Here is a 13,159-nt window from a genome sequence, read left to right as displayed (position 1 = left end):
CCCCTGGCTTTATCACTTGTAGACCTGGAAACAACAACGAGTTTGGGTGATTTGTCCCAAACTCATTTTTATTTAAATCGCTAATCCAGCCCTAGAATAGTTCACAACTAAAAAAGAAGGAAGAGATGACGAGTATGAGTTTGAAGAATTTAGGCGACGTCACATACTACGACTTAAACAACGAGATTAACATCCCCGTGGATGGTCAGATCCCATTGAATAAGGATCAAGAAGCCTTGCAGGCCTTCTTAAAGGAAAACGTGATTCCCAACACCAAGACGTTTGACTCCCTGCGTGACCGGTTCGACTACCTAATCGCCGGCAACTACGTGGAAAAAAAGGTGATCGACCAGTACCCCTTTGCCTTCATTGAAGAACTGTACGCCTACTTAAAGGCCCAGAACTTTCACTTCAAGTCCTTCATGGCGGCCTACAAGTTCTATGCCCAATACGCCTTAAAGACCGACGACAACGACTACTATCTCGAAAACTTCATCGACCGGGTGGCCATGAACGCCCTGGACTTCGGTGACGGTGACCAAACACTGGCCCACGACCTCGCCGATGAAATCATTCACCAACGCTACCAACCCGCGACGCCGAGCTTCCTAAACGCCGGCCGGTCACGACGGGGGGAACTGGTCTCCTGCTTCTTAATTCAATCGACGGATGACATGAACACGATTGGCCGGACGATTAACTCCGCGCTACAACTGTCACGGATCGGTGGCGGGGTCGGCATTAGCCTCTCCAACCTCCGGGGGGCCGGTGATCCCATCAAACACATTGATGGTGCCGCTTCTGGGGTCGTGCCCGTCATGAAGTTGCTCGAAGACAGCTTCTCCTACTCCAACCAATTGGGACAACGGCAAGGCGCCGGGGTCGTTTATCTCAGTGTCTTCCATCCCGATATTGTGGCCTTTTTGAGTGCCAAGAAGGAAAACGCCGACGAAAAGATTCGGCTCAAGACCCTTTCGCTCGGGGTCACGGTACCCGATAAGTTCTATGAACTCTGCGAACAGGATGCCGACATGTACCTGTTTAGCCCCTACGACGTCGAACGCATCTACGGCAAGCCGTTTGCCTACGTGGACATCACCACGGAATACGACAACATGGTGGCCAACCCCGACATTCGTAAGAAGAAGCTCAAGGCCCGCGAACTGGAAACCGAGATTGGCAAGTTACAACAGGAATCCGGCTACCCGTACATCGTCAACATTGATACGGCGAACCGCGAGAGTCCCATCGACGGTCGCATCGTGATGAGTAACCTGTGTTCCGAAATCATGCAGGTACAGACCCCATCTACCGTCAACAACAAGCAAGAATACATCCAAAAAGGCACCGACATTTCCTGCAACCTGGGGTCCACCAATATCGTGAACTTGATGACCTCCCCCGACTTCGGTCACTCCGTGGAAACGATGGTGCGGGCTTTAACCTTCGTCACCGACCACTCCGACATCGACGTGGTCCCTTCCATCCAAAAGGGGAACCAACTAGCCCACACGATTGGGCTGGGCGCCATGGGATTGCACAGTTACTTTGCCAAGAACCACATGATGTATGGGTCCAAGGACAGCATCGACTTCACCAGCGTTTACTTCATGCTGCTCAACTACTGGACGCTAAAGGCCTCTAACGAGATTGCCAAGGAACGTCACGAAACGTTCCACAACTTCGAGAAGAGTACCTATGCCGATGGCAGTTACTTCGATCGCTACACGGAACACGACTGGCGGCCAACTGCGGCCAAGGTCCAAGATCTATTCAAGGACGTCTGGTTACCGTCACCCGCAGATTGGGCTGAACTGAAGCAGGCGGTCATGCAAGATGGCCTGTACCACCAGAACCGCATGGCCGTGGCACCGAACGGCTCAATCTCCTACATCAACGACACCACCGCCAGTCTTCATCCAATTATCAACCGGATCGAGGAACGGCAGGAAAAGAAGATTGGGAAGATCTACTACCCAGCGCCATACCTGGACAATGACACCATGCCGTACTACAAATCGGCCTACGATACCGACATGCGGCGGGTCATCGACGTCTATGCCGCGGCACAAAAGCACGTGGATCAAGGCATGAGTCTCACCCTGTTCATGCGGTCAACCATTCCGGCTGGCCTGTACGAATGGAAGAACGGGCGGACGGACAAGATGACCACGCGGGACCTGAGTATTTTGCGCAACTACGCTTACCGCAAGGGTATCAAGTCCATCTACTATGTGCGGACCTTCACCGACGACAACAACGAAGTCGGCGCCAACCAATGTGAAAGCTGTGTTATCTAGTACGGACGGCATCAGCATTTCCAATGGTGCACCGGAACTTCATATGATCCGAAACAAGAGACACCTTAATTTTTAACTTAATTATAATGAGAGCGGGGACCACCCGACCGATCGTCTTTTGACGGCGTTGCCCCATAAATTTCGCGTGGTCACCCGCTCTTCGCTTAACGGTTCCCCGCTCAAAGTGTGGTAAGCTTAGACCAACGCGCTGGTGGAATCTCGGCAAAAGATAAAGGAGTGGCTGCAATGGCAAGAACTGAAAATTACAAGGCGATTAACTGGAACGCGGTTTCAGATGAAATCGATAAGGCAACTTGGGAAAAATTAACGGAACAATTCTGGCTGGATACCCGAATTCCCGTCTCCAACGACTTGGACGACTGGCGGACGCTGGACACCGACCATCAGTGGGTCGTGGGTCACGTCTTCGGCGGACTGACGCTGTTAGACACCCTACAATCACAAGACGGGATGGCCGCCCTGCGTCGGGACGTTCGGACCCCCCACGAAACGGCGGTTCTCAACAACATCCAGTTCATGGAATCCGTCCACGCGAAGAGTTACTCCACCATTTTTTCAACGTTGAACACTCCTGAAGAAATCGATGAGATTTTCCAATGGAGTGATTCCGAAGAATTCTTACAAAACAAGACCAAGCGCATCTTCGACCTCTATCATGACGACGAACATCCTTTGAAGAAAAAGATTTCCAGTGTCTTCTTGGAAACGTTCTTGTTCTACTCCGGGTTCTTTACGCCGCTGTACTACCTGGGCCACAACAAGTTGGCCAACGTGGCCGAAATCATCAAGTTGATTTTGCGGGACGAATCCGTTCACGGAACCTACATCGGCTACAAATTCCAGCTCGGCATGAAAGAATTGACCGACAACGAACAACAACAGATGAAGGACTGGATGTACGACTTTCTCTACAAGCTCTATGACAACGAAGAAAAGTACACCCACACGTTGTACGACCAAGTCGGCTGGACGGAACAGGTCTTAACCTTTATTCGTTACAACGCCAACAAGGCGCTGATGAACCTGGGCCAAGATCCCCTCTTCCCCGATACGGCTGAGGACGTGAACCCCGTGGTCATGAACGGTATTTCAACGTCCACGGCGAACCACGACTTCTTCTCTCAGGTCGGCAACGGCTACCTGTTGGGGAACGTTGAGGCCATGAACGACAGTGACTACAACATCGGTGAACCCGATGATCCCGAAGATCCTCGTAATAAATAAACAAACGCTAAAACAGGCGGTCAGCGACAATCATCAAACCATGATTGCGGTTGACCGCCTGTTTAGTTTACAAAAAATTAGTTTTAGATCATTGGCGCTTCCCAGAAGCCCTTCGTATCCACCTTAGCCGCAGCTGCTAGGGTTTCCAGCTGGGTGATTTCTGCTGGCGTTAATGTCACGCTTTCCGCGCGCAGTTCACTCGCAATATACTTTTCCTTCGTGACGCCGATGATCGGCGTCGTGCCCTTTGCCAGGGCATAGGCCGTCGCAACTTCGGCGATCGACGCCTGTTGCTTGGCCCCGATGGTTCGCATGGCCGCCGTCAATTGGGTGAGCTGGGGAAGAACCGCGTTGTAGACCTTGGCCCGTTCACTTCCGGCCGGTAAGGGATGGTCGACATCGTAGTGACCGGCCAAGGCACCCTGTTCCAACACCATGTAGGCAAAGAAATCAATGTGGTGTTGGTGACAGTAATCAATGATCCCGGCCTGTTCGGAAGACCGGTAGAGCAGACTAAAGTGGTTTTGCACGGCCGAAATCTGAATGCCGGCGGTGCCCAAAATCTCATTGGCCCGTTTAATCTGAGCCAAATTATGATTGGAAACCCCGACCCGCTTCACCTGGCCACTCTTGACTAGCGGAATCAGTTCCGGCGTCCATTTTTCCACGTCATCCGGATTGTGAATCCAGTAAAGGTCAACGTAATCCGTCCGCAGCCGCTTTAGACTGCCGGCCAGCATGTCGGCCATCTCGTGCGGACCATCACCGGCCATTCGCGGCGTAAACTTTGTGGACAACTGATAGGCCGTCCGCGGGTACGCCGATAACAGTTCACCGACCAGTTTCTCCGATGTTCCTTGACCGTAAGCGTAGGCCGTGTCCCAGAGATTGAAGCCGTGGGTCATTCCCGCGGTGACGACCGGCTTTAACGTTTCGGCCGACAGGGTATCACCAAAATACTTATTCGAGGCGTTATCGCCCCACGCCCAGGTACCTAAGGCAATTGCAGGTTGTTTCATCACCATACTATTCAAGTCCTCCTTCGTCTTACTACGACCATCATACCGTGTCGGTCCGGTCGAGAACAACGATGTTGTCAGAGTTAGCAAACTGGTTAGCCAAATGGCAGCGACCCGGCCCACCACAAAAAATGGCTACCCCACCGGACTAGCCATGTCACCCACTATTCATCTTCAACAAAGCCCGGACGCTGATACGCCGGATGAGGATACCGGTAGAAGCCGGCACCCGTCTCCTGGCCTAACCGATGCTGGTCAATCAACTCGACCTTAATGCGATGGGCCACCATCACCAGGCCCTCGCGACCGGGTTCAGCGCTGGCGGCCAGCATTAGTTTGTAGGCCGTCTTGAGCCCAATCTCGTCCAATACGGCGAACGGCCCCCGAACCGCGCCGGTCGCCATCATCCAGGTCCGATCGATGGTCTCAAAGTCGGCGACGCCCTTGACCCACAACATGAGGGCCGTGCTCAGGAAGGAATCCAACATCGCATTCAGAATATAGGCGGGATGTTCACGCTGTAGCTGAATAGGAATCAACCCAATTTGCCGAACAAAGGCCACGACCGCCTGGTAGACGGCGGGGTCCGTCCCCGGATGGCCCATGATCTCCGCCAAATGATTGACCCACACGTGATTGGTAAAGTGGAGCGCGAGGAACTGCCCCGGTCGGCCCGTAATCGCCGCAAATTGGCTGGGAAGCATCGTCGACGTACTGGTCGCAAAGATGGTCTTCGCGGGAGCCACCTTGGCTAATAACGCGTAAAATTCATTTTTGACGGCCACCACCTCGGGCACGGTCTCGATCACCAGATCCGCATCCTCTACGGCCGTCTCCAAGTCCGTGGCGTAGTGTAGCCGATCGTTGGTCGCCTTAATCATCGCCGGTGTCGCCTGCCGCTCCCGCATATACGTCCGATCCCAGGTGGCCACGCGACGTTTGGCCGCCGCACTAGCCGCCGGACTCACATCATACACCGTGACCGCCAAGCCACTAAAGGCAATTTGAAAGGCAACCTGACTGCCCATAGTTCCGCCGCCAGCAATCACCACTTTTTCAATTGTCATCACACCTCACCCTTTCTGCGCAACCTTTCCGTCAACAATTCCCGTACTTAACCGATTAGACCACGCCACCCCAACTGACGACCCGGTCAACGGCGCCAACGGCCGTTCCTAATAGACCGCTTGGTATCGAGACATTGGCCCGTCAAATTGCCCCCGGAAGTCCATTCATTTTGCGGTATAATGGACGGTAAGTTACGCGGTCTTTCCGCAAGTCTCACGGCCGCAGTACTGTCTAAACTTCAGGGGGTCAATTCTTATGCCAAAAATTAAAAACGTCTGCGTCTTCTGCGGTTCCAACCATGGGTACGACCCAGATTTTCTGAAACAAACCAATGCGTTAGGCCAATATCTCGCCGCAAATCACCATCCCGTGGTCTACGGGGGCGGTAAGGAAGGCCTGATGGGTGCCATCGCCAAGTCCACCATGGATGCCGGTGGTGAGGTCATTGGGATTATTCCCACCTTCTTGAGCGAAATGGGGCTGGCCGAAACCCACGTCACCACGCTACTGGAGACCAGCACCATGGACGAACGGAAGGATGAAATGCTCCGGCAATCCGACGCCTTCATCGTCTTACCCGGTGGTTTCGGCACGTTTGAAGAGTTTACGACCATGTTGTCATGGAGCCAAATCAACGTGCACCAGAAGCCCATCGCCCTCTTCAACATCAACCACTACTTTGACGAATTGGTCGCCATGATGCAGAAATGTTGTGACCAAGGCTTTGCGCCGCAGGAAAACATGGATCTCTTCATTGACGCGGCTTCCATCGATGAGATCTTTGCCGGTTTTGCGACTTTCCACCACCAATTGCCTTACAAGTACACCAACTAAAGCCCTCAAGAACTGGCGAGCTCTCAGCTGACAGAGATTTGAATGATTAAACTAGTCCATCAACGATCACCTGCGTCAGCCAGAGATTCCGGCGCTGTGGGGACCGCCTGCGGCCTGAGAAACGGTCCTCCGGCTCGGTTTGAAGCCTGACCAGAATCGTCAGTCTTCAAACACGTCCCGCGCTGTAAGCTGTTGCACAGCTAACACCGCTGTCACGGCTGCCTGCATCTCTGGCTGCCTCCGGTTACGAAAGCTGAAAGCCATTAAATGTGCGGTGACATCGCTGGAATGGCAACATTCATCCAGCTTAATTGCGCACATCACGTGTAGCCGTGAGTGAGCCAAATCTGGTCTCAGCCGTGGGAGTTTCCAAGTGATTTTGCTTGGAAACTGGCGTCTTTGAGACGCGGGCTGACGGCTCAAAGCGAGGGAAAAGACAGCCCTTTGGCTTTTCCCGGTCCTGCCCACCGCGTTCCAGACCAAATTTGGCGAACGGCAAGGCGGTCAGCAACGTTTGTCGTCTGATTGAAGCACTGCTAAATTTCCATCCCAAGGACGGCCACCGTTGCCGTTCTTTTTGTTTGCCATGATTCGGCCGGTCTCCGGTCAAAGCCGATTCTGCCAATTGATCTCGTCGGTAAGCCAGCGGTCGAGCCACCGGGGAACCAAGCGATTCCGCGGTCCCCCCGTTGCCGGCCGATTAATCACCAGCATCAGCTGGAGCATCGTAAAGACCAGCGATGCTCGGCGGCGATACGCCAGATACTTCGGCTCCCACGTTGTCACGTATTTTTCCTTGTACGCCCGTAATCCCTGGAAACTGTAGACGCTAGACCCATATTGATAAATCAGGTGGGCCGCCCGTTCTTCAATGAAGCTAAAGTGCGAGACGCCCACGTTGGCCAGCGGTGCCATCCCCAGATTAAAGCCGGTATAGCCCTGATCTCGGCACAGCTCAAAGAGGTACACGAACAGGCCATCCATAATCCCAGACGGCGCATCTCGGCCCTCACGCATCAAATCAATCGACGTCATCTTGCGATCGCCGGTCGGCATCAGATTGGCAAACGCCACGGTCTTACCGGCAGCGTTCTTCATCACCGCCACGGGCGCCTCGTTCAGGTAGTCCCGATCGAAGAAGCCCAACGAAAAGCCCTTTTCCGTCTGATCACCCAGCCAGTCATCAGAAATCTCTTGTAGTTCCGCGAAGTCGTGATCACTTAACGGCGGCTGCTGAATCTCACAGGTATAACCTTCCCGCCGAAATTTATTGACCAAGGCCCGTTCGCCCTTATGCGCCCGACCAACCAGATTAAAGTGCGTGAGGTCAACATGACCCTCTTCGCCAACCTTGATAAAGTCGAATCCCATCTCATGAAGACGCAGGGTTAGGGCCTCACTGATCTCGTAAAAAACCGGCCGGCGTCCCGCCAAGTCTGCATCGTGCATGAACTGCTTGAGCGCCGGGGCCAACTCGGCTTGATTGCCGATGGGTTCGCCCATGACCAACAGCTTATCGGCTCGTTGCTGGAACAGTAATAATAACTGATCAACCCCATCTTTTTGGTAAAAGTACAGGTGCTTATCCCGCAAGAAGGCGAGGTGGCTCACCTCATTTCCGCCAAATCGGTGAATGAGCGCTCGCACACGAGGGGCATCGAAGGGCTGCTGTAGCCAATCTGGTCGTGTATGGGCCAGATACCGATAGATGCCAATGAGAATCAGTAAGGCCACTAGCAGGCCGCCTAAACCGTTCAGCCAGACCTGCGTGGAAGGCAACAACCAATCCTGAGGCAACCACGGCCGGTGATGCCCATGAAACATCGAGAGGCCCAGTACCGTGTACACCAGAAAGGTGCCCACGTAGATGCTACCATCGACCAAGAGCCCGCCCCACGAATAGTGAAAACTTTCGCGATAAAGCTCCGGGCGGGCAAAGATCAAACAAGCGAGTACCAAGCCCAGTAAGACCGCCAAGCCCCCCGGAAAGTTCTCCCGCCACAGGGTCACGCCAATCGCCACGGTCAGGACAACGAGGGTTGGCCAAAAGACCCGTTTAACGCGAGCGCCCACCCCACGGGCCAAGCCAATTAGGAGAAAGGCGACAATGATATTGGACACCTGATCGAGGAAGTAAAACATATACGGCACTAAGCGCATGTAGATGTGATTGGTCAACACAACATCTGGAATCGTCGCGTACAGCAGCATCATGACCCCGGAAAAATACATAAAGGTCGTGACAAACAGGTGCGCCCCCCGGCGAAGAGCCGCCACGGGCAGGCCACCCAAGAAGCGGTTAAAGCGGCGCCCCGCATCGTGGAAGAATAGGCCGATTCCCACACCAAAGGGAAAGAAGTAGTAGAACAACCGATACAGGAGTAACCAGCCCGCCGCATCGGCCCGACTCACGCCCAGCATGCCCAGACCAAAGATCATGAAGACGTCGAAGCTTCCCAACCCCCCGGGAATCATCGAGACCACCCCAGCGACCGAGGCCACCACAAACATCGGGAAGACGGCTGCCAAATTTAACGGTAATTGTAGCGCCCACCCAATGGCGAGGAAAAACAACGCACAGCTTCCCCACTCCAAGCTCGACCCCACAATCAAGCGGAGTTCCCGCGTCCAGGTCAGGTCTTTAAAGAATTCCCCATTATTCAGCCGCGTAAAGAGAAATAACCCGGGAAAGTACAGGCCACCGCCCAATAGCCAGATCCAGTAGCCCTGATAGGGTTGCCCAATATCAAAGCCAAACAACAGGATCAACGCCACCCAACAAGAAAGCGACAATCCGGCTAGTAGAAACAGGGCAATCTTCGAAATCGCATAGACCACTTGTTTTTTCGTCGCCGACTGGGAATAGAAATTGGCCCGCAAGCTGGCGCCTAACAGTCCCCCCATCCCCATTAAATTGGTGAAGGTATTCGTCACCCAACCACTCCGCACGATGTAGCCCCATGAAAAGTTTCCTGGTAAAAATTCAACAATGGTAAAATCATAGATCAACATGGGCAGAACTGCCACGAAGCCCCCAATCAGTAGCAGGCCCAGCGTGCCCCAGCTCAGTGAGGACAGCACCGCGTGAACCTGTTGGCCGCTCACCTCGTGCATCACCCGGCCAACCTCCCGAATGATGAAGAGAAGGACGGAAAACATGAATAGCCCCTTAATCAAGGTCATGTGCTTTTGAATCCCTAACCATACTCTTTTCCCCATTGTCAACGCTCCCCCCATAGTTCTCCATTATCGCAATGACCCGTTTGAAACACAATCAAGGCACTGGCCCAGCCAGTTGTTAGGTTAGCTGACTTACCAAAAAAGGCCGGCGTCCCCACGCACGGTCTCCGACACGGACATCCCCCAGAATGTCGTTTTCTATTCTACTGTTTCCCTTACACCGTTGACCATCGCATTGGTTCAGAGCCGCTCAGTAAAGAAGACGGCCTCCCCGTTAGACTTTACCCTTCAATTCGGTCCGCTGACTCCCACAAAACGTTTCAAAAATGATCCACGATTCCAACCAACAACCGCCGCCTAAGAATAGGCTTCTGGCGATGGCACTCGGTGACGCCGCGTCCCCCAAGACTTGCGCGATCACCATGAGTAGACTCGTCAAACTGATTATGCCAATAACTGTCTTTTGTTGTTCTGACCCTTTGCGCCACCCCTCAGCGACCACCAAGCAGGCCAGCCACGTCCAGTAAAAGGCCCCCGTACACAACACTGGATTCTCATTGCCCCAAACAAACGCTTCAGCCACCGGCGGGATGCGGGCGACTAAGAACTTGACGCCCAACTGTAGCGGTGTCGCTACGATCAGGCTTAACAAGCTGTAGATCGCCCACTGCCGGTCTCGGTGCCACCAGTAAATAACCAGTCCGCCCATGAGTAACGGTAAGCCGAGATACAGGCCGCGATTCAGGGTATCCCAGACCCCTTGACTCCCCACAACATGTCCCAGTAACCAGTGATGCATGAAGCGATCCCCCTGCGTCAGAACGGCAAAGTGGTACTTGACCAGAATTGTAAAAATTACGAAAAGTCCCCAACTCCCCCAAACAATCTGCTGCTGATACTGTCGCACCGACATCGTGCCGCCTCCTCGCAAAAACTGTTCGTCTACTGGTAACTGATTAGCTTAATCATAGTCGAACGCACGCCTGCGAAAAATAGGGGTAAAAAGAATTTATTCTGAGATTTTCTCAGACGGCTGGCGCGCTGTCGTTAGCGTCAAAATAAACCGGCTCCCGCGGGGATGATTATCCACCACCGTCACCGTTCCCCGGTTGAGGCTGGCCAGTTGGGCGACGATGGCCAATCCCAGACCCGTGCCGGCAATGGCCGGGGTGCGGGCCGCATCCACCCGATAAAACCGTTCAAAAACGTGGGCCTTCTGGGCGTCACTAATCCCCATCCCCAGGTCTTGAACGATAATCTGCTGCGTGGTGGCCGTTGCGCGAACCACCACCGTAATGGCCGCCGTTGCTGGCGAGTATTTGGCCGCATTGTCAATCAGCGCGGTCAAGATCTGTTCAATACTTTGGCCATCTCCCAACGCTTTCGTCGCACCCTCAGTCTGAACCGTAATCGGCTGTTTAATCAGGGCCGCTTCCCTGGTCACCACGGCTCGCACCACCGCGGCTAGGTCGATCGGCACAAGCTTTAACACGGCCCGGTCGGCACGCGACAGGGTCAATAGACTATCGACCAACCGTTTCATCCGAACCGACTCTTCACCAATGTAGCCAATGGACTGGGGGACAATCTCGGGGTGATCTTTGGCTCGCCGTTCGAGCAACTGGACGTGGGTTAGAATGGCCGCGATGGGCGTGCGTAATTCATGGGCAGCATTCGACGTAAATTGCCGTTCCTGAGCCGCGTGGTCGTTAACGGTCTGCAAGAGCGCATTAAAACTAGTGGCCAACTCCTGAACCTCGACGGGCTGGGTCGGCACTGGTAACGCCACCTTCTTTTCTCGTTGGTGCGTCTGTACCTGGGCCGCGTCATTAAGGCTGGCCAAGGGCTGGGTGATCTTACGCGCCATGATTCGGACGTACGCACTCCCCAGTATGATGGTCGCCACCATGACCAGTAAGACGACCAGCACCACCGAACCGAGGGTATCCAAGATTGGCGTCAAATTCAGCCAAACCTCCAGCCGATTGCCATGGTAATCACTCTGCCGATAATAGGTGAACCCAAAATCCGGGGTATACGCAATCGCTTGGGTTCCTAGAATTCGGTGATGGTCTAAGGACAAAAAGTCCCGGGTAAACGGCGAATAGTAACGTTTGACCGGCTGTGACTGCTGATTGGTCACCCGTACGTAAGTATCAATGGTGTTGATGGCACTGTAACGCCGCCACCAATGCCAATCCGGCCGATCGTCAATCACCGAGTGTTTCAGCCCCTTCATTAATCGTGTCGCCGACTGCTGGGTCTGCCGCACCTGCCGATAGCCAACCACGGTAATGATGGCCGTTCCCATCACGAGGGTGGTCAGCACCAGCATGCTAATAAAGCGTTTACGAATCTCGTGAGCTGTGGTCTGTGGCTTACGCATGTCGGTTCACCCCACGTATTCCGCAGAGAGCAGGTACCCCACCCCACGCACCGTATGAATCAGATCAGCGACGTTGGCCGCCGCCAGCTTATGCCGGAGGTAACGAACATAAACATCGACAATGTTGGGTTGCCCCTCGAAGTCCACGCCCCAGACCTGATCGAGCAACTCGTCACGCGTCAGGGTCTGGCCAGCGTTTTTCATGAGGCACAGTAATAACTCGTACTCGCGCTGGGTTAGTTGGATCAGGTCGCCATTGTTTCTGACCTGACGATTCCGCGTATCCATCACGAGATTAGCGACCTGAACCTGTTCAGCAGTTGGTTTTTGTTGACGTCGATGCCGGAGCACCACCCGAATCCGGGCAAGTAGTTCCTCAAGATCAAATGGCTTGGTGATATAGTCATCGGCCCCCGTATCGAGTCCGGTGACCTTATCACTCACATAATCACGGGCGGTCATCATGATGATGGGCAGATCATCGCTCCGCCGAATGCGCCGTAACACGCCTAACCCGTCCAGTTCCGGTAACATCCAATCCAAAATGACTAAGTCCAATTGCCCGCGATTATTTTCGTAAATATCTAGAGCCGCCCGTCCATCCTTGGCGTTCAGCACCGTATACCCTTCGAATTGTAGCTCCATGGTGACCGACGCCAACAACGCGGCATCGTCCTCCACCACTAAAATCATCTCGCTCATCACGAAACCTCCCCTAATTCTGAGCCGCTATGACGTCCGTATTGATCGCCGTATGGCCGCACTTTCTCCTTAGCTTACCGCAAGTTCGGGTGGCTTGCCTATCCTTGCAGGGCAATCTTCATCTTTCCGCAAAGACTTTCCGGTAAATGATCTCATAGCCGCAGGTGGTCGGTGATCCCCGGTTCAATGACGACAAGCCTTGCCAGTTAGGAACCTTATCCGCATTTTTGAGGGTTCAATCTTTTTAGTCCTACTCAAAAAGGACCTGAGAAAAATCTCAGATCCCTTTGTCATCTCCAAACTTAACTTGTGGAAAGGTCACTCAACTAAAGGTTGAAAGGTCACGAACATGCTCCAGTCCCCAGCTGATAAGGCTTATCGCCATTAAATTAGTCGTCAACGACCACCTGCGGCTGCCAGAGATT

Annotated in this window: 9 protein-coding genes; 3 read left to right on the top strand and 6 right to left on the bottom strand. The window is 53.6% G+C overall.

The window, feature by feature from the left end; all coding sequences use genetic code 11:
* The first annotated feature begins 134 nt into the window (after window positions 1–134).
* On the top strand, window positions 135–2,300 hold the full coding sequence (nrdE, locus tag HEQ50_RS07955; RefSeq protein WP_168899986.1) for a class 1b ribonucleoside-diphosphate reductase subunit alpha: 2,166 nt from the start codon (window positions 135–137) through the stop codon (window positions 2,298–2,300).
* Between the two features lie 246 nt (window positions 2,301–2,546).
* Complete coding sequence (nrdF, locus tag HEQ50_RS07950; RefSeq protein WP_168899985.1) at window positions 2,547–3,545, top strand: class 1b ribonucleoside-diphosphate reductase subunit beta; 999 nt, start codon at window positions 2,547–2,549, stop codon at window positions 3,543–3,545.
* An 83-nt stretch (window positions 3,546–3,628) separates the two neighbouring features.
* On the opposite strand, the gene HEQ50_RS07945 is transcribed toward nrdF, so the two are convergent.
* Together HEQ50_RS07945 and HEQ50_RS07940 are read right to left on the bottom strand one after the other, a co-directional pair.
* The gene (locus HEQ50_RS07945) at window positions 3,629–4,570 is read right to left on the bottom strand and encodes an aldo/keto reductase (protein WP_168899984.1); all 942 of its coding nucleotides are present in this window, start codon (window positions 4,568–4,570) and stop codon (window positions 3,629–3,631) included.
* A 158-nt stretch (window positions 4,571–4,728) separates the two neighbouring features.
* Window positions 4,729–5,631: a 3-hydroxyacyl-CoA dehydrogenase gene (locus HEQ50_RS07940; protein ID WP_168899983.1), complete on the bottom strand. Its 903-nt coding sequence runs from the start codon at window positions 5,629–5,631 to the stop codon at window positions 4,729–4,731.
* A gap of 256 nt (window positions 5,632–5,887) precedes the next feature.
* On the opposite strand from HEQ50_RS07940, the gene HEQ50_RS07935 reads away from it, so the two are divergent.
* Entirely contained in the window at window positions 5,888–6,466 is a 579-nt protein-coding gene (locus HEQ50_RS07935; RefSeq protein WP_168899982.1) for a TIGR00730 family Rossman fold protein, read from the top strand.
* Window positions 6,467–7,072: 606 nt separating this feature from the next.
* Here HEQ50_RS07935 and mprF read toward each other — a convergent pair.
* The 4 genes from mprF to HEQ50_RS07915 form a co-directional block, all read right to left on the bottom strand.
* Window positions 7,073–9,685: a bifunctional lysylphosphatidylglycerol flippase/synthetase MprF gene (mprF, locus tag HEQ50_RS07930; RefSeq protein WP_168899981.1), complete on the bottom strand. Its 2,613-nt coding sequence runs from the start codon at window positions 9,683–9,685 to the stop codon at window positions 7,073–7,075.
* A 235-nt stretch (window positions 9,686–9,920) separates the two neighbouring features.
* Window positions 9,921–10,559, bottom strand: coding sequence for a hypothetical protein (locus HEQ50_RS07925; protein WP_168899980.1), 639 nt, complete (start codon window positions 10,557–10,559; stop codon window positions 9,921–9,923).
* Window positions 10,560–10,655: 96 nt separating this feature from the next.
* Window positions 10,656–12,032, bottom strand: a complete 1,377-nt coding sequence (locus HEQ50_RS07920; RefSeq protein WP_168899979.1) for a cell wall metabolism sensor histidine kinase WalK — start codon at window positions 12,030–12,032, stop codon at window positions 10,656–10,658.
* 6 nt (window positions 12,033–12,038) lie between these two features.
* Window positions 12,039–12,734 carry a response regulator transcription factor gene (locus HEQ50_RS07915; protein ID WP_168899978.1) on the bottom strand — a complete coding sequence of 232 codons (696 nt, stop codon included), beginning with the start codon at window positions 12,732–12,734 and terminating at the stop codon, window positions 12,039–12,041.
* Window positions 12,735–13,159 lie beyond the last annotated feature (425 nt).

Origin of the sequence: Lactobacillus sp. HBUAS51381 (genome assembly GCF_012641095.1) — a bacterium.
Lineage (GTDB): Bacteria > Bacillota > Bacilli > Lactobacillales > Lactobacillaceae > Levilactobacillus.
Note: the sequence above shows the minus strand (reverse complement) of the source record. Positions and strands in the feature narration are given on the sequence as shown.